The 25,769-nt window shown below is 69.0% G+C and carries 30 protein-coding genes; 16 read left to right on the forward strand and 14 right to left on the reverse strand.

The window, feature by feature from the left end; translation table 11 throughout:
- Positions 1-35: 35 nt before the first annotated feature.
- Both ABGB08_RS15615 and ABGB08_RS15620 read right to left on the reverse strand, forming a co-directional pair.
- Positions 36-365 carry a PadR family transcriptional regulator gene (locus ABGB08_RS15615; RefSeq protein WP_347590780.1) on the reverse strand — a complete coding sequence of 110 codons (330 nt, stop codon included), beginning with the start codon at positions 363-365 and terminating at the stop codon, positions 36-38.
- A 202-nt stretch (positions 366-567) separates the two neighbouring features.
- Positions 568-1,839, reverse strand: a complete 1,272-nt coding sequence (locus tag ABGB08_RS15620) for a glycoside hydrolase family 18 protein (RefSeq protein ID WP_347590782.1) — start codon at positions 1,837-1,839, stop codon at positions 568-570.
- A gap of 135 nt (positions 1,840-1,974) precedes the next feature.
- Here ABGB08_RS15620 and hemW point away from each other — a divergent pair, with 135 nt between their 5' ends.
- The gene (hemW, locus tag ABGB08_RS15625) at positions 1,975-3,192 is read left to right on the forward strand and encodes a radical SAM family heme chaperone HemW (RefSeq protein ID WP_347590784.1); all 1,218 of its coding nucleotides are present in this window, start codon (positions 1,975-1,977) and stop codon (positions 3,190-3,192) included.
- 1 nt (position 3,193) lies between these two features.
- Here the strand turns inward: hemW and ABGB08_RS15630 are convergent, their stop codons facing one another.
- Positions 3,194-4,003: a DUF3097 domain-containing protein gene (locus ABGB08_RS15630; RefSeq protein WP_347590786.1), complete on the reverse strand. Its 810-nt coding sequence runs from the start codon at positions 4,001-4,003 to the stop codon at positions 3,194-3,196.
- A 10-nt stretch (positions 4,004-4,013) separates the two neighbouring features.
- Positions 4,014-4,646, reverse strand: a complete 633-nt coding sequence (locus ABGB08_RS15635) for a hypothetical protein (RefSeq protein WP_347590788.1) — start codon at positions 4,644-4,646, stop codon at positions 4,014-4,016.
- Between the two features lie 141 nt (positions 4,647-4,787).
- On the opposite strand from ABGB08_RS15635, the gene hrcA reads away from it, so the two are divergent.
- From hrcA to ABGB08_RS15650, 3 genes are read left to right on the forward strand one after another with little or no spacing between them, the layout of a single operon-like run.
- Complete coding sequence (gene hrcA / locus ABGB08_RS15640; protein ID WP_155352663.1) at positions 4,788-5,801, forward strand: heat-inducible transcriptional repressor HrcA; 1,014 nt, start codon at positions 4,788-4,790, stop codon at positions 5,799-5,801.
- Complete coding sequence (dnaJ, locus tag ABGB08_RS15645; RefSeq protein ID WP_155352662.1) at positions 5,802-6,935, forward strand: molecular chaperone DnaJ; 1,134 nt, start codon at positions 5,802-5,804, stop codon at positions 6,933-6,935. It abuts the gene before it with no gap.
- Positions 6,936-6,959: 24 nt separating this feature from the next.
- Positions 6,960-7,685, forward strand: coding sequence for a 16S rRNA (uracil(1498)-N(3))-methyltransferase (locus ABGB08_RS15650; protein WP_347590791.1), 726 nt, complete (start codon positions 6,960-6,962; stop codon positions 7,683-7,685).
- A 241-nt stretch (positions 7,686-7,926) separates the two neighbouring features.
- Here the strand turns inward: ABGB08_RS15650 and ABGB08_RS15655 are convergent, their stop codons facing one another.
- Together ABGB08_RS15655 and ABGB08_RS15660 are read right to left on the reverse strand one after the other, a co-directional pair.
- A complete protein-coding gene (locus tag ABGB08_RS15655; RefSeq protein ID WP_347590793.1) occupies positions 7,927-8,610 on the reverse strand; it encodes a hypothetical protein in 684 nt (227 codons plus the stop codon).
- Positions 8,607-9,086 carry a SigE family RNA polymerase sigma factor gene (locus ABGB08_RS15660; protein WP_155338116.1) on the reverse strand — a complete coding sequence of 160 codons (480 nt, stop codon included), beginning with the start codon at positions 9,084-9,086 and terminating at the stop codon, positions 8,607-8,609. The genes ABGB08_RS15655 and ABGB08_RS15660 overlap by 4 nt, the downstream gene beginning before the upstream one ends.
- Before the next feature lie 256 nt (positions 9,087-9,342).
- Between ABGB08_RS15660 and ABGB08_RS15665 the strand changes: the two genes are divergently transcribed.
- The 4 genes from ABGB08_RS15665 to ABGB08_RS15680 are packed head-to-tail and all read left to right on the forward strand — an operon-like array spanning position 9,343 to position 12,484.
- Positions 9,343-9,681 (forward strand): HIT domain-containing protein, encoded by a 339-nt coding sequence (locus ABGB08_RS15665; RefSeq protein ID WP_155352659.1) that lies wholly within the window; start codon positions 9,343-9,345, stop codon positions 9,679-9,681.
- A gap of 45 nt (positions 9,682-9,726) precedes the next feature.
- Positions 9,727-10,746: a PhoH family protein gene (locus tag ABGB08_RS15670; RefSeq protein ID WP_347590795.1), complete on the forward strand. Its 1,020-nt coding sequence runs from the start codon at positions 9,727-9,729 to the stop codon at positions 10,744-10,746.
- A complete protein-coding gene (gene ybeY / locus ABGB08_RS15675; protein ID WP_347590797.1) occupies positions 10,743-11,213 on the forward strand; it encodes an rRNA maturation RNase YbeY in 471 nt (156 codons plus the stop codon). Before ABGB08_RS15670 ends, ybeY begins: the two co-directional genes overlap by 4 nt.
- The gene (locus ABGB08_RS15680; RefSeq protein WP_347590799.1) at positions 11,210-12,484 is read left to right on the forward strand and encodes a hemolysin family protein; all 1,275 of its coding nucleotides are present in this window, start codon (positions 11,210-11,212) and stop codon (positions 12,482-12,484) included. The genes ybeY and ABGB08_RS15680 overlap by 4 nt, the downstream gene beginning before the upstream one ends.
- A gap of 10 nt (positions 12,485-12,494) precedes the next feature.
- Here the strand turns inward: ABGB08_RS15680 and ABGB08_RS15685 are convergent, their stop codons facing one another.
- Positions 12,495-12,896, reverse strand: coding sequence for a pyridoxamine 5'-phosphate oxidase family protein (locus ABGB08_RS15685; RefSeq protein WP_347590801.1), 402 nt, complete (start codon positions 12,894-12,896; stop codon positions 12,495-12,497).
- A 467-nt stretch (positions 12,897-13,363) separates the two neighbouring features.
- Here ABGB08_RS15685 and ABGB08_RS15690 point away from each other — a divergent pair, with 467 nt between their 5' ends.
- From ABGB08_RS15690 to era, 3 genes are read left to right on the forward strand one after another with little or no spacing between them, the layout of a single operon-like run.
- Positions 13,364-14,002, forward strand: coding sequence for a hypothetical protein (locus ABGB08_RS15690; protein WP_347590803.1), 639 nt, complete (start codon positions 13,364-13,366; stop codon positions 14,000-14,002).
- Positions 13,999-14,328, forward strand: a complete 330-nt coding sequence (locus tag ABGB08_RS15695; protein WP_155348215.1) for a cytidine deaminase — start codon at positions 13,999-14,001, stop codon at positions 14,326-14,328. The genes ABGB08_RS15690 and ABGB08_RS15695 overlap by 4 nt, the downstream gene beginning before the upstream one ends.
- On the forward strand, positions 14,321-15,220 hold the full coding sequence (gene era, locus ABGB08_RS15700) for a GTPase Era (protein WP_347590805.1): 900 nt from the start codon (positions 14,321-14,323) through the stop codon (positions 15,218-15,220). Before ABGB08_RS15695 ends, era begins: the two co-directional genes overlap by 8 nt.
- Here the strand turns inward: era and ABGB08_RS15705 are convergent.
- Genes ABGB08_RS15705 through ABGB08_RS15735 form a run of 7 tightly spaced genes read right to left on the reverse strand, consistent with a single transcriptional unit; the run spans position 15,211 to position 20,081 of the window.
- Entirely contained in the window at positions 15,211-15,672 is a 462-nt protein-coding gene (locus ABGB08_RS15705; RefSeq protein WP_347590807.1) for a hypothetical protein, read from the reverse strand. The two genes, era and ABGB08_RS15705, sit on opposite strands and share 10 nt — an antisense overlap.
- A 10-nt stretch (positions 15,673-15,682) precedes the next feature.
- A complete protein-coding gene (locus ABGB08_RS15710) occupies positions 15,683-16,471 on the reverse strand; it encodes an urease accessory protein UreD (protein WP_347590809.1) in 789 nt (262 codons plus the stop codon).
- Positions 16,398-17,069, reverse strand: a complete 672-nt coding sequence (gene ureG / locus ABGB08_RS15715; protein ID WP_155352647.1) for an urease accessory protein UreG — start codon at positions 17,067-17,069, stop codon at positions 16,398-16,400. The genes ABGB08_RS15710 and ureG overlap by 74 nt, the downstream gene beginning before the upstream one ends.
- Positions 17,059-17,742, reverse strand: coding sequence for an urease accessory UreF family protein (locus ABGB08_RS15720; protein ID WP_347590812.1), 684 nt, complete (start codon positions 17,740-17,742; stop codon positions 17,059-17,061). Before ABGB08_RS15720 ends, ureG begins: the two co-directional genes overlap by 11 nt.
- Before the next feature lie 14 nt (positions 17,743-17,756).
- Positions 17,757-19,475 carry an urease subunit alpha gene (locus ABGB08_RS15725; protein ID WP_347590814.1) on the reverse strand — a complete coding sequence of 573 codons (1,719 nt, stop codon included), beginning with the start codon at positions 19,473-19,475 and terminating at the stop codon, positions 17,757-17,759.
- Positions 19,468-19,782 (reverse strand): urease subunit beta, encoded by a 315-nt coding sequence (locus tag ABGB08_RS15730; protein ID WP_155348209.1) that lies wholly within the window; start codon positions 19,780-19,782, stop codon positions 19,468-19,470. Before ABGB08_RS15730 ends, ABGB08_RS15725 begins: the two co-directional genes overlap by 8 nt.
- The gene (locus ABGB08_RS15735) at positions 19,779-20,081 is read right to left on the reverse strand and encodes an urease subunit gamma (RefSeq protein ID WP_155348208.1); all 303 of its coding nucleotides are present in this window, start codon (positions 20,079-20,081) and stop codon (positions 19,779-19,781) included. The genes ABGB08_RS15730 and ABGB08_RS15735 overlap by 4 nt, the downstream gene beginning before the upstream one ends.
- A 212-nt stretch (positions 20,082-20,293) precedes the next feature.
- Between ABGB08_RS15735 and urtA the strand changes: the two genes are divergently transcribed.
- The 5 genes from urtA (at position 20,294) to urtE (ending at position 25,083) form a co-directional block, all read left to right on the forward strand.
- Positions 20,294-21,523, forward strand: coding sequence for an urea ABC transporter substrate-binding protein (gene urtA, locus ABGB08_RS15740; RefSeq protein WP_347590817.1), 1,230 nt, complete (start codon positions 20,294-20,296; stop codon positions 21,521-21,523).
- A 101-nt stretch (positions 21,524-21,624) separates the two neighbouring features.
- Positions 21,625-22,491: an urea ABC transporter permease subunit UrtB gene (gene urtB, locus ABGB08_RS15745; protein WP_347590832.1), complete on the forward strand. Its 867-nt coding sequence runs from the start codon at positions 21,625-21,627 to the stop codon at positions 22,489-22,491.
- Entirely contained in the window at positions 22,488-23,573 is a 1,086-nt protein-coding gene (urtC, locus tag ABGB08_RS15750; RefSeq protein WP_347590819.1) for an urea ABC transporter permease subunit UrtC, read from the forward strand. Before urtB ends, urtC begins: the two co-directional genes overlap by 4 nt.
- On the forward strand, positions 23,570-24,331 hold the full coding sequence (gene urtD, locus ABGB08_RS15755; protein ID WP_347590821.1) for an urea ABC transporter ATP-binding protein UrtD: 762 nt from the start codon (positions 23,570-23,572) through the stop codon (positions 24,329-24,331). The genes urtC and urtD overlap by 4 nt, the downstream gene beginning before the upstream one ends.
- 62 nt (positions 24,332-24,393) lie before the next feature.
- Positions 24,394-25,083, forward strand: coding sequence for an urea ABC transporter ATP-binding subunit UrtE (gene urtE / locus ABGB08_RS15760; protein ID WP_347590823.1), 690 nt, complete (start codon positions 24,394-24,396; stop codon positions 25,081-25,083).
- The last annotated feature ends 686 nt before the right edge of the window (positions 25,084-25,769 follow it).

The following is a 25,769-nucleotide window of genomic DNA, read 5'->3' on the forward strand; positions in this document are numbered from 1 at the left end:
CGAACAGCAGGGGGGCCAGGGTCGAGGGGTCGCGGTCAGGTGGTTCTGGGCGTGAGCCGGGCCGCGTCCGGGGCGGGTGCGCCTTCGCGGGCCCGCTCCGACGCGGCAACGGTGCGCGCGAGTTCGGCGCCCGCGGTGGTGAGCCGGTACAGATGCCGGGCCGGCCGCCCGCGCGGCGGGTCGGCCTCCCAGCAGGTCTCCACCTGCCCGCGCTCGGTGAGGCGGATGAGGATCGGGTAGACCGTGCCTGCCTTCAGACCGAGGGCGCGGCACAGGTCGTAGCCGTGGCTCCAGTCCGCGCCTGTCTCGGCGAGGGCGCTGAGCACAGCCGCGGTCTGCGGGGAGGGTCGTCGTACGCGTGCCATGACTCTAATATCTATCTAGATAGAGTTAATGCGCAAGACCCCCTCATGAAGTGGAGACCGATGCTGCGGGCCAACCCCCGCGTGGCTTTGCCACCGGGGGGAAGCCCAGCTGACGTGGACGCGCCCGGCCGAGGAACCCGGCCGGGCGCGTCGATTGCATAGGGTCTTGGGCGGCCTTGTCGACCGCCCGGAACCGTGGGGGTTAGCGGAGGACGGTGTAGAGGGCCTTGGTTAGGGAGGCCTTGTTGTCGTCCTGGTCGATGGACCACATCATGGAGCCGCCGAGGCCCTTGAGGCGGATGTAGGCCGCCTTTTCGAGGATGACGGCCGGATCGTCGTAGGACCAGAACTCGTTGCCGTCGTAGAGCCAGAGGGTGCCGGTGAGCAGGTCGCGGTAGCGCTTGCCGGGCTTGTTGACCAGGTCCTTGTAGTCTTCGGTGCCGGGTGCCCACTTGCCGGGCGCGGGGCCCGTGGCGGGCTTCCAGAGGCCGTTGCCGCCCGCGGTCACGCCGGTCCAGCCCTGGCCGTACGCGGGGATGCCCACCACGATCTTGCGCTTGGGGGCGCCGCGGGAGATGTAGTCGCGGACGGTCTGGTCCACGCTGTACTTGACCGGGTTCGGGTCTTTCCTGTCGGTGAACAGGTTGCCGTTGTGGCCGGTCTGGAGCTCCCAGGAGCCGTGCAGGTCGTACCCCTGGATGGTGGCGAAGTCGAGGTAGCTGAAGACCTTCTGGACCTCGAAACCGGAGTCGATCTTCGCGGCGGCGGCCGGGAGGAAGGCGGTGAGCTCGTCCTTGCGGTCGTAGGCCTTCATCTGGCGGCGGAGTTCGGCCAGGAAGAGGGTGAAGTTCTGCTTGTCCTCGGGGCGGATCACGTTGCCGGCGTTGCCGTCCGAGCTGGGCCACTCCCAGTCGAGGTCGATGCCGTCGAAGACGCCCGCGCCCGCGCCGGGGGCCGAGCCGGGCAGGTTGCCCTTGAGCCACAGGTCGATGCAGGAGGCGGCCAGCTTGGAGCGCCCAGCGGGGGTGAGGACGGCGTCGGAGAAGTACGCGGAGCCCGTCCAGCCGCCCAGCGAGATCAGGACCTTGAGCTTGGGATACTTGGCCTTCAGCTTCTTGAGCTGGTTCATGTTGCCCTGCAGCACGCCGGTGCCGTCGTCGGCGACACCGTCCACGCTCTGCTCGGCGGGCACGCCGCGCTGCCAGTCGGCCCACGGGTCGGCCGAGTAGCAGTCACCTTGCTGGTTGACGAAGCCGAACGCGTAGTTGATGTGGGTGAGCTTGGCGGCGGCGCCGCTGGTGTCCACGTCCTTGACGTGGAAGTTCCGTCCGTAGATGCCCCACTGGATGAAGTAGGCCACCCGCTTGAACTGGGAATCGTGTGTACGCGTCTGCGCCTGCGCCGGGGGTGCGAGCGCCACCCCTAAGAGGCCGGCGACGGCGGCGGCGAGGAGAGGGCGAAGAAGTCTCGTCACAGGTGTCTCCGCTGGTGAAAGGAGAAACTTATAGGAAAGTTTCCTTTAAGTTTCTGGGATCATAGAATCCCCTGACCGCCGCGTCAATGACGCTCAGTGGTCTGAGCAGGGAGGCGGGCGCGGCAGACTGGGGGAATGCCTTCCGTGCTGCCTGATGGCGATCTCGTGCCGGAATCCGGCGAGCTGCCGGGCGGCGCGCTCGCGACGCTCGGGGAGCGGCCGTTCGGGTTCTATGTGCACATCCCGTTCTGCGTGACCCGCTGCGGGTACTGCGACTTCAACACCTACACGGCCGCCGAGCTGGGGCCGGGCGCGTCCCACCAGGACTACGCGGACACCGCGATCGACGAGGTACGGCTGGCGCGCCGCGTGCTCGGCGACACCGCGCTTCCGGTGCAGACCGTCTTCTTCGGCGGCGGCACGCCCACACTGCTGGCCGCCGACGACCTTGTCCGGATATTGCGGGTGATCGACGCGGAGTTCGGGCTCACGGCCGGGGCCGAGGTCACCACGGAGGCCAATCCGGAGTCGGTCGGGCCGCGTTCGCTGGAGACGCTGCGGGCGGGCGGGTTCACCCGGGTGAGCTTCGGGATGCAGAGCGCGCGGGAGCACGTGCTGCGGGTGCTCGATCGGCGGCACACGCCGGGGCGGGCGGCGCACGCCGTACAGGAGGCCAAGGAGGCCGGGTTCGGGCACGTCAACCTGGATCTGATCTACAGCACGCCGGGGGAGAGCGACGACGACTGGCGGGCGTCGCTGGAGGCGGCGATCGAGGCCGGGCCCGATCATGTGTCCGCGTATTCGCTGATCGTCGAGGACGGGACCAAGCTGGCCGCGCGCATCCGCCGGGGCGAACTGCCGATGCCCGACGACGACGTGGCCGCCGACCGCTACCTCATCGCCGACGAGCTGCTGTCCAAAGCCGGGTACGGCTGGTACGAGGTCTCCAACTGGGCGACCTCAGCAGCCGGGCAATGCCGTCACAACCTGCTCTACTGGACGGGCGGCGACTGGTGGGGCGTCGGCCCCGGCGCGCACAGCCACGTCGGCGGCACCCGCTGGTGGAACGTCAAGCACCCCGCCGCGTACGCCTCCCGCCTGGCCGCCCGCAAATCCCCGGCCCACGCCCGCGAGATCCTCACCCCCGACGACCGCGCGATCGAACGCGTCATGCTCGAACTCCGCCTCTCGTCCGGGTTCCCGCTCGCCGACTTCACCCCCGGGGTACGGCCCGCCCTGGCCCAGGCACTGGCAGATGGCCTATTGGAGGTCGACGCCTTCAAAGCGGGCAAGGCCGTCCTCACCCTCCCCGGCCGCCTGCTGGCGGACGCCCTCATCCGGGACCTGACCTGAGTCAGCTGAGATCCTGGACCGTGACGAAGTCGATCAATTCTTCGACGCGAGCCAGCAACTCCGGCTCCAAATCCGCATATGTCGACACCCGTCCAAGAATGTGACGCCAGGCTTCCGCCGGATCGCGTCGCCAGCCGAGAGCGGCGATGACGCCTTCCTTCCACGGCACCCCACGCGGCACGACCGGCCACGCCGCGATCCCGGCCACGGACGGCTTGACCGCCTGCCAGATGTCCACATACGGATGCCCCACGACCAGTACATCGGGCCCCGCGACCTGAGCGGCGATGCGGCTCTCCTTGGACCCCGGCACCAGATGATCGACCAGAACCCCGAGCCGCCGCCCGGGTTCCGGGCCGAACTCCGCGACGATCTCCGGCAGGTGGTCGACTCCTTCCAGGTATTCGACCACCACCCCCTCCACCCGCAGATCGTGCCCCCAGATCTTCTCGACCAGCGAGGCGTCGTGCACGCCCTCGACGTAGATCCGGCTCTCCCGCGCGACCCGGGCCCGCAGCCCCTCGACCGCGATCGACCCGGACGCACTGCGCCGCGGGCCTGAGGAGCCGGACGGCCGCACCAGCGTCACCGGCTTGCCGTCCAGCAGGAACGCGGCGGGGGCGAGCGGAAAGAGCCGCCGCCGCCCGTGCCGGTCCTCCAGCGTGACGGCCTCCTTGTCGCAGGCCACCACGGCCCCGCAGAACCCCCCGTCCGCGTCCTCGACGACCAGGTCGAGTTCCGCGGGGATCTGCGGGATCTTGCCCCGCAGTGGCCGTCGCCAGTCTTCGGAGAGCACGTCCCGCTCGTACATGCCGAGAAAACTAGTACATCAACTGCCGCTTGCGGGCGCCGCTGCGCTTGACCAGCACCACGATGGTCACCACCACCGCGAACAGGAACCCGAGGATGGGCAGCGCGAGCATCGCCAAGCCGCCGCCCACGGCCGCGGCGGCCTCCCCGGATGCCAGTTCCTTGCCGACGCCGAACTTGACGCCCTCGCCGACGCAGTTGACCTGGTACTGCCCGGCGGCCGGAACGCCCACCTTGAAGAGCAGCTCCCAATTGTCGCCATTCACCGTCAAATTTTGTGAAACGGTCGGCTGGGTCAGGGTTGGCTTCTGGCTGGGGTCGGCGCCCTGTACCTGGCACTCGACATCGGTGGCCTGGTTGGCGGCGGCCCAGATCGCGGGCTTGTCGGCCGGGTTGAGCTGGACCGTGACGGTCTCCCCGCTGGAGAGGGTCGTCGTCGGCGCGGCGTCGTTGATAGTGGAGAAGATGGATCCGGCGAATCCGGCGATACCCACGACGAGTAAGACCAGGAACAGGACCCAGGAAAGCACGATCCACAGCACCCGGGGCCGGATCGGGGGCCGCGGGGCGGCATACGGGGGCGGCGGAGCGCCGTACTGGCCGTAGTTCTGCTGGCCGTAATTTTGACTGTAGGGAGAACTCATAACACCAAAGTGTGGGGGTTCCCACTTGTGGGACGTTTGCAGTCGACTTGGTCTTCTTGCCCGGCTGCTGTTATCGCACCGTGGAGGCGCTGGCCGTACACTTGGCACTCGGGACAATCGAGTGCCAGGGGAGGTGAGCACGTGGTTGACGACCGGAAGCTGGCGGTGCTACGCGCCATCGTCGAGGACTATGTGTCCACCAACGAGCCGGTGGGCTCCAAGGCGCTGGCCGATCGCCACAACCTGGGTGTCTCGCCCGCCACCATTCGTAACGATATGGCCGCTCTGGAGGAGCAAGGCTACATTCACCAGCCGCACACGAGCGCCGGGCGGGTGCCCACCGACAAGGGTTACCGGCTGTTCGTGGACCGGCTGTCCCAGGTGAAACCGCTGACCGGGGCCGAGCGCCGGGCGATCGAGACGTTCCTGGCCGGCGCCATCGACCTGGACGAGATCGTGACCCGCACCGTGCGGCTGCTGGCGCAGCTCACCAGGCAGGTCGCGGTGGTGCAGTATCCGTCGCTGACCAGATCCACGGTCCGGCATGTGGAGATCGTTCCGCTGGCCGACCGCCGGGTCATGCTGGTGCTGATCACCAACACCGGCCGGGTCGAGCAGCGGGTGGTCGACCTGCCCGACGCGATCGGCGACGATCGGGTGGCCCACCTGCGGGCGGTGCTGAACGCCTCGCTGGACGGCTGCGGCCTGTCCAACGTGCCGGACAGGGTGGCCGACCTGCCCGACCGGCTGTCGGCGGAGGACCGCCCCGTCGCGGTCACGCTGCTGTCGGTGATCCTGGAAACACTGGTCGAGCGGCATGAAGAGAAGATCGTCTTCGCCGGGGCGGCCAACCTCGCGGCGGCCGACTTCAGCGTGGGCCTCCGCGACGTGCTGGAGGCTTTGGAGGAACAGGTCGTGCTGATGCGCCTGCTGGGCGAGACCGGCGACCTGTCCGAGCTGACCGTCCGGATCGGCTCGGAGAATCCGTACACGGGGCTGCGCGGCACATCGTTCGTCGCCGCGGGATACGGTGCGGGCGACAAGGAACTGGCCCGGCTCGGAGTGCTGGGCCCGACGCGAATGGACTATCCGGTGACGATGGGTGCGGTGCGCGCCGTGGCGCGTTATGTCGGCCAGATCCTGGCGGGGTCATAAGTGGCCAAGGACTATTACGCGACCCTCGGGGTGCGCCGGGACGCCAGCCAGGACGAGATCAAGAAAGCCTACCGGCGGCTGGCGCGCGAGCTCCATCCGGACGTCAACCCCGATCCGCAGACGCAGGAGCGGTTCAAGGAGATCACGCAGGCCTACGAGGTCCTGTCGGATCCGCAGAAGCGCCAGATGCACGATCTGGGCGGCGACCCGTTCGGCGGCGGCGGTGGCGCGGGCGCCGGCGGCTTCGGCCAGGGCTTCCCCTTCAGCGACATCATGGACGCCTTTTTCGGTACGGCTTCCGCCTCCCGCGGCCCCCGTTCCCGGGCCCGCCGCGGGCGCAACGCCACCATCCGGGTCGAACTGGACCTGGCCGAGTCGGGCTTCGGCACCACCCGCGAGCTGGTGGTCGACACCGCCGTGCTGTGCGAGGTCTGCCAGGGCTCCGGCGCGGCCGCCGGAACCCATCCCGACACGTGCGACATGTGCCACGGCCGGGGTGAGGTCTCGCAGGTGACACGCTCGTTCCTGGGGCAGGTCATGACCTCGCGGCCGTGCCCCCAGTGCGGCGGGTATGGCAGCGTGATCCGGCATCCGTGCCAGGAGTGCTCGGGCGACGGGCGCGTGCGCACCCGCCGTACGATCAAGGTCAGGATCCCGGCGGGCGTGGAGGACGGCACCCACATCCAGCTGGCCGGGGAAGGCGAGATCGGGCCGGGCGGCGGGCCGCCCGGAGACCTGTTCCTGGAGATCGTCGAGCGGCCGCACGCCATCTTCGAGCGGCGCGGCGACGACCTGCACTGCACGGTGCAGATCCCGATGACCGCCGCCGCCCTGGGCACCTCGCTCAGCATGGAGACCCTGGACGGCACCGAGGAGATCGACGTCCGCCCGGGCACCCAGTCCGGCCAGGTCATCCCGCTGTACGGCCGGGGCGTGCAGCGCCTCAACGAGACCGGCCGCGGCGACCTGCTGATCCACGTCAACGTGGAGACGCCGCTCAAACTCGACGCCCAGCAGGAGGAACTGCTCCGGGAGCTGTCCCGGCTGCGCAACGAGGAACGCCCGCCCGGCAAGTTCACCCCCGGCCAGCAGGGCTTCTTCTCCCGCCTGAAGGACGCGTTCAACGGCCGCTGAAACACGATTGCGGGGGTGATGGTCATGACTGTGCCCGTGTTCCTGCACGACCTGGGCGCCCGCTCGCGCATCCTGCTCGACGGCACGGAAGGGCGCCATGCCGCGTCGGTACGGCGCCTGCGCGCGGGCGAACGCGTCGACCTGACCGACGGCGCGGGCGCCGTGGCCGAATGCGTGGTCGCGGCGGCGCGCAAGGACGCCCTCGACCTGGACGTGCTGCGCCGCTACGACGTGCCCGCGCCCGAGCCGCGGCTGGTCGTCGTGCAGGGCCTGCCCAAAGGCGACCGGGGCGAGCTGGCGGTGGAGACGATGACCGAGGCCGGGGTGGACGAGATCGTCCCGTGGGCGGCCGGGCGCTGTGTCACCCAGTGGAAGGGTGAGCGCGGTGAGAAATCACTGGCGCGGTGGCGTTCGACCGCGCGGGAGGCCGCCAAGCAGGCGCGCCGCTTTCATCTGCCGGAGATCGCCGACCAGGCGAGCACCACCCGGGTCGCCGCCTTGCTCGCGGACGCCGCCCTGGCCGTCGTCCTGCACGAGGAGGCGGCGGAGCCGTTGAGCCGCGTGGATCTGCCGGAGAAGGGCGACATCGTCCTCGTGGTCGGCCCGGAGGGCGGCATCACCGACGACGAAATCGCGAAATTTCGGGCGGCGGGTGCGACGCCAGCCCTGCTCGGCCCCACAGTGTTGCGCACCTCGACGGCAGGCGTCGCCGCAGCAGCCGTTCTCTTGGCACGAACCGGGCGCTGGTAACAGCCCGTCCTCGTCGAGGATGGCTCAGAAGCGTGTCGAGGATGGCCGCCCAGAAGCGTCCAGAGGGAGAGCCTCGAAGAGGGCCGGAAGGGGAAGCCCGGGAGGGGAAACTCGGAGCGGCGCCGGGGGCGGAGCGTGCGTGCGCCGCCCCCGGAGTAAGCCGTTCCGGGTTAAGTCCGGACTTATGTGGCCTGCGGGCCGGATCTGACTTATGTGGCCTGTGGGCCGGGCCGGATCTGGCTTATGTGGTAGAGGCCAGACCTGAGGCCGACTCTGTCGCGGGACCGCTGCTGACCAGCGGGGTGGGTGTGGTCGAGCACCCGTCCCCCGAGCAGCCGGTCGGCGTCGGGCTCGGCGACGGTGTGGGCGTCTCCGACGGGCTCGGCTTCGGGCTGGGGGTGTTCGGCGCGGGTGTCTCGTCCGGCGGGCAGTCCTCGTCGCCGGTGGGCTCGGGCTCCACGACGGTGGGCGTCGCGGTCGGGGAGGCGCACGGGTCAGGTGTGGCGGCCGCGGGCGTCGGGGACGGGGGAGTGGTCGCGGTGGACTCCGCGGAGACCTCGCCCGTGACGCTGGGCGACGGCGGCAGGATGGTGAGGGGGGCCGTCGGCCGCGGCGGCTCTGGCTGGTTGGTGGCGCCGATCTCGGGGACCTGGCCGGGCTCGTCGCCGGTGGTCAGGCCGATGCCGGTCTCCACCTGGTCGCGAAGGCCGGGGACGACCATGACGACGGTGCCCGCCACCAGGGCGGCGGCGGCCACCGAGGCGCCGATCCGCCACCAGAAGACGTTGCGCAGACCGTTGAAACCACGGTTCTCGATGCGCTGCCTGATGATGTCCAGGCCTTCCGGAGACGGCACGACCGAGTCCGCCTCCGCGCGCATTGCACGGCGGAGCAGATCGCCGTACTCGTCGGGGGGGATGGTCATGAGAACTTCTCCAGTACCTGCCGTAGTGCGGCCATGCCGCGCGCCGTGTGACTCTTCACCGCACCCTTGCTGATGCCCATCGCGCTGGCGATGTCGGCCTCGGAGAGGTCGCCGTAGTAGCGCAGCACCAAGGCCTCACGCTGCCGGGTGGGCAGGCCGCGTAACGCCTCGATGACCGCGGTGCGTTCGAGCTCGCCGATCGCGCCGTTCTCCGCGCTCGGCGCGTCCGGCAGGCCCTTGGGGGCGTACTTCTCGACGACGGCGCGATGACGCAGCACGGAGCGCGATCGGTTGACGACCGACTGGCGCAGGTAGGCGAGTGCCTTGTCGGGGTCGCGCAGTCTGCGCCAGGCGCCATGAAGGGCGACGAACGCGTCCTGGACGACCTCCTCGGCGCTGGCCACATCGCGGACCAGCAACACTGCGAGACGCACAAGTGACCGATAGTGCGCACTGTAGAGCGCCGTTACGGCCATGTCGGCATCCCACCCGACGGGCACCGCTCCCAGCGACCTTTCGGCCACGAGGGTCTCGGTGGTCACATCAGTAGGACGCTCGTCCTTGCCCGAGGGTTTACGCTCTTCCGAATCTTTAGGGGGCATGGCCCAGTTGTGTCCTCGCCCGACACGGGGGTTTAGTTGACGGTGCAGTGTCGCACATAAACCCTATCCGGGCGGATCTTCCCGCGGGACCATCACGGGATTACCGATTGGCAACGCTAGGCTTCCGGCTGTGAGTGATTGCCTGTTCTGCACGATAGTGGCCGGGGGGATTCCCGCCACGGTCGTCCATGAGACCCCGACCACGCTGGCCTTCCGGGACATCAATCCGCACGCGCCGGTGCACGTTCTGGTCATCCCCAAAGAGCACCTCGAGGACGCGGAGGCGCTCGCCCAAGCCGGTCTGGCCAACGACGTGCTCCTCGCTGCGGCGGCCGTCGCCGCCCAGGAGGGCATCGTCGAATCCGGATATCGTGTCATTTTCAACACCGGCCCGGACGCCGGGCGGACGGTCTTCCACGCGCACGCGCACGTGCTCGGCGGCACCGGTCTCAGCCTGCGCCTCGGCTAGCATTGGTGAGAAATTAGGGAGGCGAGCAGGCCGCAACGGCCGCCCATGTCCGAGACGCGAGAAACACCGAAGACCCACGCGAAAGTGGTCATCCCCGATGAGCACGCGATGATCAGCATTCTGGGTTCGCGAGACGAGCTGCTGAGAGTCATCGAGAAGTCGTTCAGGGCCGACATCCACGTGCGGGGCAACGAAATCACCATCACCGGGCCGCCGGACGAGAGCGGCGTGGTCGTCCGCCTCTTCGAGGAGCTCGTGGAGCTGGCCAAGTCCGGCGCCGAACTCACCCCCGACTCCGTCGAACGCAGCATCGCCATGCTCCGGATGAGCTCCGGCAAGCCCGCCGAGGTGCTGTCGATGGACATCATCTCCTCGCGTGGGCGGACGATCCGGCCGAAGACCGTGAACCAGAAGCGGTATGTGGACATGATCGACCGGCACACGATCGTGTTCGGGATCGGTCCCGCCGGCACGGGCAAGACCTATCTGGCGATGGCCAAGGCCGTGAAGGCGCTGCAGGAGAAGAAGGTCAACCGGATCATCCTGACCCGGCCCGCCGTGGAGGCGGGGGAGCGGCTCGGGTTCCTGCCGGGCACGCTGTACGAGAAGATCGATCCGTACCTGCGGCCGCTGTATGACGCGTTGCACGACATGCTCGACCCCGACTCGATCCCGCGGCTGATGGCGGCGGGGACGATCGAGGTGGCGCCGCTGGCTTATATGCGTGGTAGGACCCTTAATGATGCATTCATCATTCTGGATGAGGCGCAGAACACCTCGCCGGAGCAGATGAAGATGTTCCTCACCCGGCTGGGGTTCAACTCCAAGATCGTGGTGACCGGCGATGTGACCCAGATCGACCTTCCCGGTGGGCAGGACAGCGGCCTGAAGGTGGTCCAGGGTATCCTCGACGGCATCTCCGATATCCATTTCAGCCGGTTGACCAGCGCCGACGTGGTCCGCCACAAGCTGGTCAGCGAGATCGTGGACGCCTACGGCAAGTATGACGCGGCGATCGCCTCCGACCCGCGCGCGGCCGGCAACCGTTCCAGGAGCCGTCGATGAGCGTCGAGGTCGCCAACGAGTCCGGCACCGACATCGACGAGGGCACCCTGGTCGCCCTCGCCGGGCACGTGCTGGGCCGGCTGGGCATCAACCCGCTCGCCGAACTGTCCATCCTGGTGGTGGACGAGGCGGCGATGACCGCCCTGCACGAGCAGTGGATGGGCGAGCCCGGCCCGACCGACGTGCTGGCCTTCCCCATGGACGAGCTGCGCCCGCATCAGGCCAGGTCGGAGGAGACCTCGCCGGATCCGGCGCTGCTCGGCGACGTCGTGCTCTGCCCCGCCGTGGCCGCCAAGCAGGCCGCCGAGGCGGGGCACAGCACGCAGGCCGAGCTGGAGCTGCTCTGCACCCATGGCATCCTGCATCTATTGGGCTACGATCACGCCGAGCCCGAGGAGCACGCCGAGATGTTCGGCCTCCAGGGCGAGTTGCTCGAATCGTGGCGGGAGGTGCGCCCGAAGCCGTGACTAACGGCTGGTTGTTCTCGGCCGTCGCGCTCATCGTGACCGGCGGCCTGCTCGCGAGCGCGGAGACCGCGCTCACGCGGATCTCGCGCGTGCGCGCCGAGGAGTTCGTCAAGGACGGCCGCCGCGGGGCGCGGCGGCTGCAGGCGATCGTGGCCGATCCGCCACGCTACCTGAACCTGCTCCTGCTGCTGCGGCTCAGCTGCGAACTGGCCGCCACCGTGATCACGACCCTGCTGTTCATCGACTGGCTCGGCGACACCGGCCAGGCGTACGCGGTGGCCGCCGCCGTCATGATCCTGGTCAGCTACGTGATCGTCGGCGTCTCGCCGCGCACCCTCGGCCGCCAGCACGCCGAACCGGTCGCACTGGCCAGCGCCCCCATCGTGTACGGCTTGACGCGCATCTTCGGCCCCCTGCCGAAGCTGCTGATCCTGCTGGGGAACGCCGTCACCCCTGGCAAGGGCTTCCGCGAGGGCCCGTTCACCTCCGAGGCCGAGCTACGCGACCTGGTCGACCTGGCCGAGGAACGCCGCGTCATCGAACCGGACGAGCGCGAGATGATCCACTCGGTCTTCGAGCTGGGCGACACCCTGGTCCGCGAGGTCATGGTCCCGCGCACCGACATGGTCTTCATCGAACGCAACAAGACCCTCTCCCAGGCGCTGTCCCTGGCGCTCCGGAGCGGATTCTCCCGCGTGCCTGTAACCGGCGAGAACGAGGACGACGTCATCGGCATCGCCTACCTCAAGGACATCGTCCTGCGCATGCAGGACACCGGCGAGACCGACATCCGCATCGAGGAGCTGATGCGCCCCGCCACCTACGTCCCCGAGAGCAAGCCGATCGACGAGCTCCTGCGCGAGATGCAGGCCCGCCAGATCCACCTGGCCATCGTCATCGACGAGTACGGCGGCACTGCGGGCCTGGTCACCATCGAGGACGTGATCGAGGAGATCGTCGGAGAGATCGCCGACGAGTACGACCACGAGGCCCCCCGCGTCGAGTGGCTCTCCGAAGGCGCCGCCCGCGTCACCGCCCGCCTCTCCATCGACGAGCTGGCCGAGATGTTCGACACCGAGATCGAGGTCGAGGACGTCGACACCGTCGGCGGCCTGCTCGCCCACGCCCTCGGCCGCGTCCCCATCGCGGGCTCGGAGGCCTCCGTCAAGGGCCTCCGCCTCACCGCGGAGAACCTGGCCGGCCGTCGCAACCGCATCAGCACCGTCGTCGTGCGCCGGATGACCGACGAATCCGTCGGCGTGGCGGGGTAGGACGGCCCCGTCAGCGCCAGCGGACGGGGATGACGCGGCGAGGCTGGCCCGGGTGGGTGGACTCGTTGAAGAGCAGCCACTCGGTGATGGCGATGTGGAACACGCGCTCGCCCGGGGCCAGGTGGACCGGGTCGGGGGAGTCGGTCTCCGTGGCGGTGCCGGTGAAGGTGGTGCCCTGGCCGTGCGGGGTGAGGATGGTGCCGGCGGCGCGGGGGTCGTGGCGGAGGTTGCGGGCGTGCATGCGATCCACGTGGGCGACGAAGTGCAGGCGGTCGGGGGCGAACGTGGCATGGTAGGTGAGCGTGCACAGCGTGGGGGAGCCGTCGGGGGCCAGAGTGGCCAACTGCATGACCCGGGACGTGGAGACATGTTCTATGAGAAGCCGCCGATTGAGCGCGTGTTCGCTGATCACATGATCAGGGTGGCGTGCGCTGGTTGGAACGCTCTTGCAGACGATCCCGGCAAATGCCGCAAGCGTTCTTTAAGCGGATTGCAAGCACCGTGGTGCATCTTTTACTCAAGGCGCTCGGGAGGGGTTCGGAGCGCTGAAGGGGTCAACCGGGGCGCCGGGAGGGGTTCGCGGCGCACCGGCCGATCCTTGGGGGGAAACATCGATTAGAGGGCTCTCGTGAAAACGGGGGCCCTCTAATGTTTTCCACGCCCGCGATGCCGCCCAAGACCACGAGTCGCTGGCCGTTCACGCCGATGCCGCTCCTCGCCGCACCGGTGCCAAAGCGCACACCTCCACCCCGCCTCTTCCTGGTGATGTTTACCGGGTTCCCGGGGGTAGCTGGAGATTGCCATTTTGGTGAGTGGGAAGGAAGGCCGTCGGCGGGGTGATTTCGAGCCCGTCGGGGGGATCGTGGCGGGGGAGCCGGTATGCGGATCGTTGGGCTTGCTGTTGCCTGTTGTCTGGGTGTGGCGGGATGTGGTGGGGGAGCGCCGCAGGCGAATCCGCGGAGCACGCCGCAGACGGCACGGTTGCAGGCGCTGCTGGGGCGGGTGCCGGACATGCCGGACGGGTTCTCGGATCGGGCCAGGGATCAGTGGCGGCCGCCGTTCACGCCGGTGAACGGGAGCTGCCAGACGCTTTTCGCGCTCATCGGGGGGCGTCCGCCCAAGGAGGATCTGACCGCGGCGACGGCGGTGACCTATCAGGGGGTCGGGGTCGGGTCGATGGCGGCGGTGAGCCTGGCGGTGTATCAGGGGGATTCGTCGCAGCGGCAGCTCGACGCGATGCGGGAGGCCATGGCGGGCTGCGCGACCGCCGACGACACCACGCCGGGCGCGAGCAACCGGCTGACCGCGTCCGCGCTGTCGATGAACGAGGACGGCTGGGTCACGGGGCGGTTGAAGGGGCGGGTGGGCGGATATCCGTACGAGATGCATCTGGTGATCGCGCGGCAGGGGCGTACCCTCGTGGGGTTGCTGAACGCCGGGGTGCGCGATCCGGACGTCAAGCGGACCGAAGAGCTCGGCCGTTTGCTGATGGCCAAGGTCGGTACCCTTGATCTGTGACGCTGGACGCTGAAGATACCAAGATTATTACCCTGGCCCGGTCGGCCCGTGCCCGGAGCGGTTCCGCCGAAGGGGCGGCCGTGCGGGACGAGACCGGGCGCACGTATGCGGCGACCGACGTCGACCTGCCCTCGCTCAAGCTGTCGGCCGTGCAGGTGGCGGTGGCGATGGCGGTCTCCAGTGGCGCCGAGTCGCTGGAGGCGGCGGCCCTGGTGACCGAGGCCGAGGATCCCTCGCCCGACGATGTCGCGGTGATCGAGGACATGGGCAACACGATCCTCTACCTGGCCGGTCCCGACGGGGTGCTGAAAGGCAGATATGTCTGACTTCCGGGCCGGGTTCGCGGCGTTCGTCGGACGGCCCAACGTCGGCAAGTCCACCCTGATGAACGCCCTGGTGGGCACCAAGGTGGCGATCACCTCCGCCAAGCCGCAGACCACCCGCCGCGTGATCAGGGGCATCGTGCACCGGCCGGACGCGCAGCTGGTCATCGTGGACACCCCGGGCCTGCACCGGCCGCGCACCCTGCTCGGCGAGCGCCTGGACAGCCTGGTGCTGTCCACGTTGAGCGAGGTCGACGTGCTCGGCTTCTGCGTCCCGGCCAACGAGCAGATCGGCAAGGGCGACCGGTTCATCGCCGAGAAACTGGCCGCGGTGAAGAAGACCCCGGTCATCGCCGTGGTCACCAAGTGCGACCTGGCGACCCGCGAGCAGATCGCCAAGCAGCTGCTGGCCGTCTCCGCGATCGCCGAGTTCGCCGAGATCATCCCGGTCTCGGCCGTGGGTGACGACCAGCTGGACGTGCTGGCCGACCTGCTCATCGAGCGCCTGCCGGAGTCCCCGCCGCTGTACGCGGGCGGCGAGCTGACCGACGAGCCCGAGCAGGTCCTGGTCGCCGAGCTCATCCGAGAGGCGGCCCTGGAAGGCGTGCGCGACGAGCTGCCGCACTCGATCGCCGTGGTCGTGGAGGAGATGGGCCCGCGCGAGGGCCGCGAGGACCTGCTCGACATCTACGCCTTCATGTATGTCGAACGCCCCACCCAGAAGGCCATCGTGATCGGCCCCGGCGGCGCCCGCCTGAAGGACGTCGGGACCCGGGCCCGCCACCAGATCGAAGCCCTGCTCGGCAGCCGCGTCTACCTCGACCTGCGGATCAAGGTCGCCAAGGACTGGCAGCGCGATCCCAAGCAGCTGCGCCGCCTGGGTTTCTACGACTGAGCGGGCCGCCGCCGGATCAGGGCGGCGCAGGCGAAGCCCGCGACCACAATGGAGGCCAGCAGGGCGGCGAACCAGCCGTACAGGATCGTGGGGTGCACGTTCAGCACGCCCGAGATGCCGAAGCTGAGGCGGCTGGCGAGGGTGTGCGGGTCGGTGAGGAACATGGCCAGGGAGAAGGCCGCGACCGCGCCGGGCAGGATGGCCAGGCCGGTGAACAGCCAGCCTCGGGACATGCCGAGGATGCCCAGCGTGGAGGCGGTCAGGCCGGAGCCGACGACGAACCAGCCCGCGCCGTCCTCGGTGCCGTGCACGGCGTAGGTGAAGTCGGTGTGCAGCATGCCGAATTCGGCGGTCAGGCCGGCCCACGGGAGCACGCCCGTGACGGCGAGGGCCAGTCCGGCGACGACGACGCCGAGGGCGGGGATCAGGCTCGGTTGGGGTGCGTCTGCCACGTTTCCCACCCTACGGGAGAGTCTTGTCGGCGAGCCGCTCTCCCCATTCGAGGCGGCGCCGGAGTTCCACCGTGTCGGGCGCGAGCGCGGACACCAGCGTGCCGGGACCGGCGAGCGGGAGCACCGCGCAGCCGTTGGCCAGATGGCGTTCCCTGGGCAGGTCTCCGGCCAGCAGGGTGCTGCCGGCGCAGCGGGCCGAGCCGAAGACCGCAGGGCTGTCGTGGGTGGCGGGGTCGCCGATGACGAGCTCCTGGCGGAGCAGCGGGACGCCGCCGACGGTGGCGTCGAGGCGGGTGTGGCAGCGCCCGGACGGCTCGCCGTGCCGGCCGAAGACGAGTTCCTCGCGCCAGAAGACGGACGCGTCCGGGGCGAGCTCCAGCCGGACCTGGACGCGGAGGTCGCAGCCGTCGGCCAGGACGATGGGTTCGGGGGAGTAGTGCAGGGACGCGCCGGAGCCGACCCGCGCGGTCACGGTCAGCAGGGAACGGCCGGGCAGCGCGAGGGTGCTCGCCACCGAGAACACCGACAGCGAGGTGAGGGGAGCGACGTCGATGGTGAGGTCGAGGTGGTCGCCGCCGAGCGGACCCGCCGCCGTGGAGACCAGGTGCACGACGCCGGCGCCGGTCTGACGCAACGTCAGGGGCGGATCGGAGCGCAGGGTCTCCAACCGGGTGCCGTCGTCGTGCTCGGTGCGGATGACCGCCCGGGCGTGCAGCCCGGGCGGGTCAGACCGTGTGCGCGTGCTGGTGCTGCCAGGTGTCGACGATGCCGACCACCCATTCGGCGACCGAATGGGCACCCTTGTCCTCCCTGATCGAGGTGAAAAGCACGGGTTTGCCGTCCCGCACCTTGGCCGCGTCGCGGGACATCACGGTGAGGTCCGCGCCGACCATCGGCGCCAGATCGGTCTTGTTGACCACGAGCAGGTCGGCCGCGGTGACGCCGGGTCCGCCCTTGCGGGGCACCTTGTCGCCGCCGGACACGTCCAGCACGAAGATCTGCCGGTCGGCCAGGCCGCGGCTGAAGGTCGCGGTCAGATTGTCGCCGCCGCTCTCCACGATCACCAGATCGAGCGGCCCGAACCGCTCCTCCAGCGTCTCGACCGCGTCGATGTTGGCGGCGATGTCGTCCCGGATCGCCGTGTGCGGGCAACATCCGGTCTGCACCGCGAGGATGCGGTCGGCGTCGATGACGCCCGCGCGGCGCAGGAAGTCGGCGTCCTCGGTCGTGTAGATGTCGTTGGTCACCACACCGAGCCGCAGCGACGGACCCAGGCTGCGGCACAGCGCCGCCACCAGGGCGGTCTTGCCGCTGCCGACCGGGCCGCCGATGCCCAGGCGCAAGGCCCGGCCGTGCCCGTCCGGCGCGTGGTGGTGATCCTCATGGTTAGCTGACAAAGAGCCTTACCTCCGTACGTAGGTGCTGTTCAGCCAGCAGATCGAGAGCGGGGGCGGCATGAGCGGGCAGGTCCGACCAGTCGTCGGCCTGGATGACGCAAGCCTCGTGGGCCGCGTCGTTGAGTGCGGGAGCGAGATCGGCGAGCAGCCGGTGCACGAGCACCGGGTCGAGCCCGAGCAACCGGACCGCCGCCGTCGCCGGAGCGGTCACCGAGGTGTAGGCCGCGGCCAGCGCCGCCTGGCGCGGCTCACACCCCGCGGCCGCCGCGGCCGCACCGAGCGCGACGGGGTGATGAGCCCCATCCGGTACGGCTTGCGCCAGCGTTTCCAGCGATTCGGACGGCCAGATCCGGCGCGTGGTTCTGACCAGCAGCCGGCCCTGGGTCCGGCTGGCCTCCCGTTGCGCGGGAGAGGAGATCCGGGCGTCGGCCTCGGCGTCCAGCCGCTGCCAGCGCCCCGGTTTCGGGTCGGATCCGACCTCGCACGCGGCGGCGGCCAGGGCCGCGGTGACCACTCCGGCCGTGGCGAGCCGGCCACGGAGGAACCGCGCCAGGTCCTCCGGGCCGGTGATCGCCCCGACGCGTACGGCCTCCTCCGCGCCGCCCGAGTGGGCGTGGCCGCCCGCGGGCAGCCGGGAGTCGGCCAGCAGGAGCATGGCCATATCGCCGTGCATCCGGATCCTTTCCGTTAGAACAGGAAGTACCGCTGAGCCATGGGCAGTTCTTCGGCGGGAGCCGGTTCGATCAGCTCGCCGTCGATCCGGACGTCGAACGTGTCCGGTCGTACGTCTATGTCGGGCAGGGCGTCGTTGAGGCGCATCGCGTCCTTGCCGCGCGAGCGTACGTCGGCGACCGGGACCAGCCGCCGGTTGACGTTCAGGCGCTCGGCGAGGCCGTCCTCGATCGCCAGGGGGGCCACGAAGTGCACGGAGGTTGCGGCCGGGGTCACGCCGTACGCGCCGAACATCGGGCGGGGCAGCACCGGCTGCGGGGTCGGGATGGAGGCGTTGGCGTCGCCCATCTGCGCGTACGCGATGACCCCGCCCTTCACCACGAGGTCGGGCTTGACCCCGAAGAAGGCCGGGCTCCACAGCACCAGATCGGCGAGCTTGCCGGGTTCGACCGAGCCGACCTCCGCATCCAACCCATGCGCGATAGCCGGATTTATCGTATATTTCGCGACATATCGGCGGGCGCGGAGGTTGTCGGCCGGATCCGTGCCCGGTAGCGCGCCCCGGCGTTTCTTCATCACGTGCGCGGTCTGCCAGGTCCTGATGATCGTCTCACCGACCCGGCCCATCGCCTGCGAGTCGGAGCCGATCATCGAGATCGCGCCCAGGTCGTGGAGCACGTCCTCCGCCGCCATTGTGGTCGGCCGGATCCGCGACTCCGCAAAGGCCAGATCCTCCGGGATCGACGGGTTCAGGTGGTGGCACACCATGAGCATGTCGAGATGCTCGTGGTGGGTGTTGATCGTGTGCGGCCGGGTCGGGTTGGTCGAGGAGGGCAGCACGTTGGGGTGCGCGGCCACCTTGATGATGTCCGGCGCGTGCCCCCCGCCCGCCCCCTCGGTGTGATACGCGTGGATCATCCGGCCGCCGATGGCCGCCAGCGTGGACTCCACGAACCCGGCCTCGTTGAGCGTGTCGGTGTGGATGGCCACCTGCACGCCGGTCGCGTCGCAGACCGCCAGGCAGGCGTCGATCGCGGCGGGGGTGGTGCCCCAGTCCTCGTGCAGCTTGAACCCGGACGCCCCGGCGCGCAGCTGCTCGCGCAGGCCTTCCTCGCTGACCGTGTTGCCCTTGCCGAGCAGGGCCACGTTGACCGGCATGGCGTCCATGGACTCCAGCATGCGCGCGAGATACCACACGCCGGTCACGGTGGTCGCCTTGGTGCCCTCGGCCGGTCCGGTGCCGCCGCCGATGATCGTGGTCACCCCTGCGGAGAGCGCCTCGTCGACGATCTGCGGGCAGATCAGGTGCACGTGCGAGTCGACCGCGCCAGCGGTGATGATCTTGCCGTTTCCGGCCAGGATCTCGGTCGAGGGGCCGATCACCAGGTCGGGGTGCACGCCGTCCATGGTGTCCGGGTTGCCCGCCTTGCCGAGGGCGACGATCCGGCCGTCCCTGATGCCGATATCGGCTTTTATCACGCCCCAGTGGTCGAGGATGACCGCGCCGGTGATGACCAGGTCGGGGGCGCCCTCGGCGCGGGTCGTGCGCGCCTGGCCCATCGACTCGCGGATCACCTTGCCCCCGCCGAACACCGCCTCGTCACCGGCGCCCGAGGGACCCATCGAACGATCCTCGGTCACTTCAATCAACAGGTCGGTATCGGCCAGCCGAATCTTATCGCCCGTTGTGGGGCCATAAAGGGCGATATATCGGGCGCGGTCGAGGCTATTCATCGAGAGGCCCTGCCCATTCCAAACGAAGGCCGGGAACAATCCTGTTTCCGGCCAGTGGCACCAATGTCACATCACGCTCAATACCCGGCTCAAACCGGATCGCGGTCCCCGCCGGAACATCCAGCCGGGTGCCCCACGCGGCGTCCCGGTCGAACTCCAGGCCCGGATTCGCGGCCGCGAAATGGTAGTGCGAACCCACCTGAATCGGCCGGTCGGCCGTATTCACCACCCGGACCGTCACCCGCTCCCGCCCCGGGTTCAGCTCCACCGGCTCCCCGCCGGGCACGATCTCGCCGGGGACGCTCATGAGATCGGGTGGTGCACGGTGACGAGCTTGGTGCCATCCGGGAACGTGGCCTCGATCTGCACCGACTCCAGCATCTCGGGCACTCCCTCCATCACGTCCTGGCGGCGGAGCACCTTGCGTCCCGCGTCCATCAATTCGGCCACCGTACGCCCGTCCCGCGCGCCCTCCAGCAGATAGGAGGCGATCAACGCGGTGGCTTCCGGATGATTGAGCCGAAGACCCCGGCCCATACGATCGCGAGCCACACCGGCCGCGACATGAATGAGAAGGCGTTCCTGCTCGTGTGGAGTGAGCCGCATGACGGGACGATAGGTACGCGCCGTTTCCCCGGTGTTACAGAGATATTTCAGCCATGAGTCCTTTCACCCCACCGGCACCGGGGCGAACAAGGGACTTCCGTGAAATCCCGGTAATGCGCATTTAACCTAGCGGAACTTATCGCGAAATGTCGCTCGATCACCTTGTCGGCAGATGGGTCGGTGCGGGGGCCGTATCGGCAAGGAGGAAGTAATTGCGGAATTCAACCTGGCGTGCCGGAGCCGTAGCCGCGGCTCTGGTCACCGCGCTCGCCGCTTGTGGCGGAGATCCGGCGACGACCGAGGGAACGGCTTCCGGAGGTGGCGGCGACACCATCAAGGTGGGCCTCCTGCACTCCCTCAGCGGCACGATGGCGATCAGCGAGGTCACCGTCAGGGACGCCGAACTGCTGGCGATCGAAGAGATCAACAAGGCCGGCGGCGTGCTCGGCAAGCAACTCGAACCCGTCGTGGAGGACGGCGCCTCCGACTGGCCGACTTTCGCCGAGAAGGCCAACAAGCTGATCGCGCAGGACAAGGTGGCCACCGTGTTCGGCGGCTGGACCTCCGCCTCCCGCAAGGCGATGCTCCCGGTCTTCGAAAAGCGCAAGGCGCTGCTGTGGTATCCGGTGCAGTACGAGGGGCTGGAAAGCTCGCCGTACATCTTCTACACCGGGGCGACCACGAACCAGCAGATCATCCCCGGCCTTGACTATCTCAAGGAACAGGGCAAGAAGAAGATATTCCTGGTCGGCAGCGACTATGTCTTCCCGCGCACCGCGAACAAAATCATCAAGGCGTACGCGGCGGCCAACGGAATGGAGATCCTTGGCGAGGAATACACCCCGCTCGGCCACACCGAATACTCCACGCTGACCAACAAGGTGGTGCAGGCCAAGCCGGACGCGGTGTTCAACACGCTGAACGGCGACAGCAACGTGGCCTTCTTCAAGCAGCTGAAGAGCGCCGGCGTCACCGCCGAGTCCATGCCGGTCCTGTCGGTGAGCGTCGCCGAGGAGGAGGTCACCGGCATCGGCGTCGACAACATCGTCGGCCACCCGGTGGCGTGGAACTACTACCAGACCACCGAGACCGCGGCCAACACCAAGTTCGTCGAGGCCTTCAAGGCCAAGTACGGCGCGACCAAGGTCACCTCCGACCCGATGGAGGCCGGCTACAACGCGGTCTACCTGTGGGCCGAAGCGGCCAAGAAGGCCGGCACGGTCGAGGTGGAGGCGCTCAAGAAGGCGGCCGGCGGCATCGCGCTGGAGCGCCCGGAGGGCCTGGTCACGATCGACGGCGAGACCCAGCACATGTACAAGACCGCCCGGATCGGCATCATCCAGCCGGACGGCCTGATCAAGGAAGTCTGGAACTCGGGTGAGCCGATCAAGCCCGACCCCTACCTGAAGACGTACCCGTGGGCGGGAGGCCTGGCCTCCTAGCCGTCCCTCATACGGGCTCCGGAGCCGCCACTACCTGCGGGGATGACCGCAGGCGGCTCCGGAGCCGAGGCACATATCGGGAAATTTATGGAAGGGGCATGGTGGAGGGATTCCTCAACCAGCTGCCGATCGGATTGTCGATCGGCGCGGTCCTATTGCTCATCGCGCTCGGGCTGACGTTCACGTTCGGGCAGATGGGCGTGATCAACATGGCCCATGGCGAGTTCATCATGGCGGGGGCGTACACGGCCTTCCTGCTGCAGGACTTCGCCGGGCGCAGCGCGGTGCTGGTGGCGCTGCCGGTCGCGTTCGTGGTGGCCGGGCTGATGGGGCTGCTGCTGGAACGCCTCGCGATCCGGCACTTCTACGGACGCCCGCTGGACACGCTGCTGCTCACCTGGGGCGTCAGCCTGGTGCTCCAGCAGGTGGCGCGGGATCTGTTCGGCGCGCCGAACGTGCAGGTGCTCTCGCCGACCTGGCTGCAGGGGGCGATCGGGCCGATGCCGTACAACCGGCTTTTCATCCTGGCCCTGGCCATCGGTAGCGTGGTCGCCATCTGGCTCTACATGAACCGCAGCGCGCAGGGCCGCCGCATGCAGGCGGTCATGCAGAACCGCCAGCTGGCCGCGACCAGCGGCATCAACACCGGCCGCGTCGACCAGCGCACCTTCTTCATCGGCTCCGGGCTCGCCGGGATCGCCGGGGTGGCGCTGACCCTGATCGGCCCGGTCGGGCCGACGCTCGGCACCTACTACATCGTGGACGCGTTCCTGGTCGTCGTCGCGGGCGGGCTCGGCCAGCTGCGCGGCGCGGTCATCGCGGCGGCGGCGCTCGGCCTGCTCAACTCCTACGCCGAGTTCTGGACCAACGCCAGCCTGGCCAAGGTCATCGTGTTCGCGGCCATCATCGCGTTCCTCCAGTTCCGTCCGCAGGGCCTGTTCGTCCTCCGTTCAAGGGCACTCACATGACCGCAGTCCTGGAGAAGCCGACCCAGCAACTCACGCCCAAGGAGCCGCGCCAGTGGAAGGGCCCGGCCGTGTTCGTCGCGGTCGCGATCATCGCGCTGGTGGTCATGCCGCTGGTGCTGGAACCCTTCCGTCTTGGCCTGCTGGCCAAATACCTCTGCTATGCCATCGTCGCGCTCGGGATCGGGCTGGCCTGGGGGCAGGGCGGCATGCTCACCCTCGGCCAGGGCGTCTTCTTCGGCCTGGGCGGCTACGCGATGGGCATGTATCTGAAGTTGAACGACGCCGGCGGGGACCTGCCCGACTTCATGGTGTGGAGCGGGGTCGAGGACCTGCCCGCGCTCTGGGCGCCGTTCGGCAACCCGGTGTTCGCGCTGGCCATGGTGGTGGTCGTGCCGCTGGTCGTGGCGGTGCTGCTGGGCACGCTGGTGTTCCGGCAACGCGTGCGCGGGGCGTACTTCGCGATTCTCACCCAGGCGCTGGCGGCCGCGATGGTGATCCTGCTGGTCGGCCAGCAAGGGCTCACCGGGGGGACCAACGGGCTGACCAACTTCTTCGACTTCTTCGGCAACGACGTGGCGGCCGAGTCCACGCAGCGCGGGCTCTACCTGACGGTGGCGATCGTGCTGGGCGTGCTCTACCTGGCGGCCTGGCAGCTGGTGCGCAGCCGGTTCGGCCGGCTGCTGCTGGCCGTGCGGGACGGGGAGGACCGGGTGCGGTTCCTCGGCTACAACCCCGCCACCGTGAAAACGATCACGTTCGCCATCTCGGCGGTGATGGCGGGCATCGCCGGGGCGCTGTTCGTGCCCGTCGTCGGGATCATCTCGCCCGCCCTGCTCGGCGTGGTGCCCTCGCTCGAACTGGTGGTCGCGGTCGCCGTCGGCGGGCGGTTCGCGCTGGCCGGGGCGGTGCTCGGCGCGGTCGTCATGGGCTACGCCAAGACCTACTTCAGCGAGGAACTGCCGGACGCCTGGCTCTACCTGCAGGGCGCGCTGTTCATCCTGGTCATGACGCTCGCCCCGAAGGGCATCGTGGGCGTGGCCACGGCGCTGCGCGCCCGAGTGCGGAAGGAGGCGTCGGCATGACGGCGCTGCTGGAGGTTCGCGACCTCTCCGTGGTGTTCGACGGCTTCCGGGCCATCGACGGCGTGGACTTCACCGTGGACAGCGGCGAGCTGCGCTTCCTGATCGGCCCGAACGGCGCCGGCAAGACCACGCTCATCGACATCATCACCGGCCTCACCAAGCCGACCACCGGCACCGTCGTCTTCGACGGGAACTCGCTGGCGGGCAAGCGCGAGCACGAGCGGGTCCGGCTCGGCATCGGCCGCACCTTCCAGACCTCGGTGGTGTTCGAGGACCTCACCGTGCTGGAGAACCTCGACCTGGCGGCCTCGTTCCGCCGCCCGCTCTGGTCGCTGCTGCGCCGCCGCAAGGGCGTGATCGCCGCCGTCGAGCAGGCCCTGGAGACCACCGGCCTGGCCGACCTGGCGCCCCGCAAGGCGGGCGTGCTCTCGCACGGCCAGCGCCAGTGGCTGGAGATCGGCATGCTCATCGCGCAGGGCCCGCGCCTGCTCCTGCTGGACGAGCCGGTGGCCGGCATGTCCTCGGAAGAACGCGCCCGCACCGGCGAGCTCCTCACCTCCATCGCCAAGGACCACACGGTCATCGTGATCGAACACGACATGGAGTTCCTCCGCAGGTACGCCTCCCAGGTGACCGTCCTGCACGAAGGCAAGGTCCTGATCGAGGGCTCGGTGGACGAGGTCCGCGCCGACCCCCGCGTCCAGGAGGTCTACCTGGGCCGCGCCCGCGAGGAGGCCGCACACGATGCCGTCACGTGACCTCCTTCACGCCCGTCATGGGATTGCCCCCCTGAAAGCCCGTTATGGGAAGGCCGCGCACAATGTTGTCAGTTGACCGTCTGGAATCCGGATACGGCCGCGCCCGCGTCCTGTTCGGCGTCTCCCTCGAGGTGGCCCCCGGCCAGCTCGTCTGCGTGATGGGCCGCAACGGCGTCGGCAAGACCACTCTGCTCAACACGCTGATGGGCGTACTCCCCACCACCGCCGGCACCGTCACCTTCGACGACCGCGACATCACCAAGCTCAAACCCCACGAGCGGGTACGGCTAGGCCTCGGCTACGTCCCCCAGGGCCACGAAACCTTCCCCCAGCTCACCGTCCACGGCAACCTCCTGGTGACCCTCGACGCCTCCGGCAACCCCGCCTCCGCCATGGACGAGGCCCTGGACGTCTTCCCCCGCCTGAAACCCCTCCTCAAACGCCGCGCGGGCTTCCTCTCCGGCGGCCAGCAGCAACAACTCGCCATCGCCCGCGCCCTCGTCACCCAGCCCAAACTCCTCATCCTCGACGAGCCCACCGAAGGCATCCAGCCCTCCATCATCATCGAGATCGAAGAGGCGATCGAGCAGCTGCACGCCTCCGGCATCGCCATCCTCCTGGTCGAGCAGTACCTCGACCTCGCCATGCGCCTGGCCGACCGCTACGTCATCCTCGACGCCGGCCGCGTCGTCCACGCGGGCACGGCCGCCGACCTCCAGGGCGAGGAAGCCCGCCGCCTCCTGGCCGTGTAGCTGATCGATCCCAGGCACCGAGGTGGGACCGCCCGGGTCATTCCGGCCCCAGCGCGGCACGGCCTCGATCGTGGACAGCCGAGGAGGGACGCCGATGGGCGTCCCTCCTCTTCAAGCGGACGACGTGTAGATTGTCCGTCTCCATCCTTCGCAGTAGAGGATTTGCCGCACTCGCAATGCGGAGGAGCGGGAGATAACGAGTTCCTGGCCTGGGTCAACGCCCTGGACGAGAAGTCCAAGGCTCAAGTGGTCGATGCCATCGACCGGTTGGCCGAGGGGGGTCCCGGGCACGGCCGTTTTGAGATCGTTGATCATGTGAGGCTTGTCGAGTCCCATGGTGATCTTCATGGCGCATGTCGTCACTCGTTGGAGGTACCGCGCGGGGTGTCGCGGGAGAAATAGAACGGAACTCCGGTAGCACGAGTGGCTTTGCGCGTCTGCTCGGGTACCGGTTGTCTGCGCTCTTGGGACCCAGGAGCTGTCAGCCGATTTCCGTGTTCGTCAGTTCCGGACGGCGAGGCTGCGGCCGGTATGCATCAGTGGACCTTGGATGAGGTGTAACGCAGGTCAGCGGCGGGGTAGCACGCCCAGGAGGGTTGCGGTCAGGGCCAGCTTCAAGGAGTCCTTCAGCTCCAAGTGGAAGCGGGCCAGGTCGGGCTCGGCCTGGTAGGCCGCCTGCAGGCTGG

This window comes from Acrocarpospora sp. B8E8 (assembly GCF_039871605.1).
Lineage (GTDB): Bacteria > Actinomycetota > Actinomycetes > Streptosporangiales > Streptosporangiaceae > Acrocarpospora > Acrocarpospora macrocephala.

Excerpts from the sequence above, each read along its gene's own strand:
- ABGB08_RS15730 (WP_155348209.1), bottom strand. The coding sequence starts at position 19,782 with ATGAGCGTCCCCGGCGAGATCGTGCCCGGCGGGGAGCCGGTGGAGCTG.
- ABGB08_RS15635 (WP_347590788.1), bottom strand. The coding sequence starts at position 4,646 with ATGAGTTCTCCCTACAGTCAAAATTACGGCCAGCAGAACTACGGCCAG.
- ABGB08_RS15725 (WP_347590814.1), bottom strand. The coding sequence starts at position 19,475 with ATGAATAGCCTCGACCGCGCCCGATATATCGCCCTTTATGGCCCCACA.
- ABGB08_RS15690 (WP_347590803.1), top strand. The coding sequence starts at position 13,364 with ATGCGGATCGTTGGGCTTGCTGTTGCCTGTTGTCTGGGTGTGGCGGGA.
- ABGB08_RS15615 (WP_347590780.1), bottom strand. The coding sequence starts at position 365 with ATGGCACGCGTACGACGACCCTCCCCGCAGACCGCGGCTGTGCTCAGC.
- ABGB08_RS15660 (WP_155338116.1), bottom strand. The coding sequence starts at position 9,086 with ATGGCCGTAACGGCGCTCTACAGTGCGCACTATCGGTCACTTGTGCGT.
- ABGB08_RS15670 (WP_347590795.1), top strand. The coding sequence starts at position 9,727 with ATGTCCGAGACGCGAGAAACACCGAAGACCCACGCGAAAGTGGTCATC.
- urtD (WP_347590821.1), top strand. The coding sequence starts at position 23,570 with ATGACGGCGCTGCTGGAGGTTCGCGACCTCTCCGTGGTGTTCGACGGC.
- ABGB08_RS15655 (WP_347590793.1), bottom strand. The coding sequence starts at position 8,610 with ATGACCATCCCCCCCGACGAGTACGGCGATCTGCTCCGCCGTGCAATG.
- ABGB08_RS15650 (WP_347590791.1), top strand. The coding sequence starts at position 6,960 with ATGACTGTGCCCGTGTTCCTGCACGACCTGGGCGCCCGCTCGCGCATC.
- hemW (WP_347590784.1), top strand. The coding sequence starts at position 1,975 with ATGCCTTCCGTGCTGCCTGATGGCGATCTCGTGCCGGAATCCGGCGAG.
- ABGB08_RS15630 (WP_347590786.1), bottom strand. The coding sequence starts at position 4,003 with ATGTACGAGCGGGACGTGCTCTCCGAAGACTGGCGACGGCCACTGCGG.
- ABGB08_RS15720 (WP_347590812.1), bottom strand. The coding sequence starts at position 17,742 with ATGCACGGCGATATGGCCATGCTCCTGCTGGCCGACTCCCGGCTGCCC.
- ybeY (WP_347590797.1), top strand. The coding sequence starts at position 10,743 with ATGAGCGTCGAGGTCGCCAACGAGTCCGGCACCGACATCGACGAGGGC.
- era (WP_347590805.1), top strand. The coding sequence starts at position 14,321 with ATGTCTGACTTCCGGGCCGGGTTCGCGGCGTTCGTCGGACGGCCCAAC.
- urtE (WP_347590823.1), top strand. The coding sequence starts at position 24,394 with ATGTTGTCAGTTGACCGTCTGGAATCCGGATACGGCCGCGCCCGCGTC.
- ABGB08_RS15735 (WP_155348208.1), bottom strand. The coding sequence starts at position 20,081 with ATGCGGCTCACTCCACACGAGCAGGAACGCCTTCTCATTCATGTCGCG.
- urtC (WP_347590819.1), top strand. The coding sequence starts at position 22,488 with ATGACCGCAGTCCTGGAGAAGCCGACCCAGCAACTCACGCCCAAGGAG.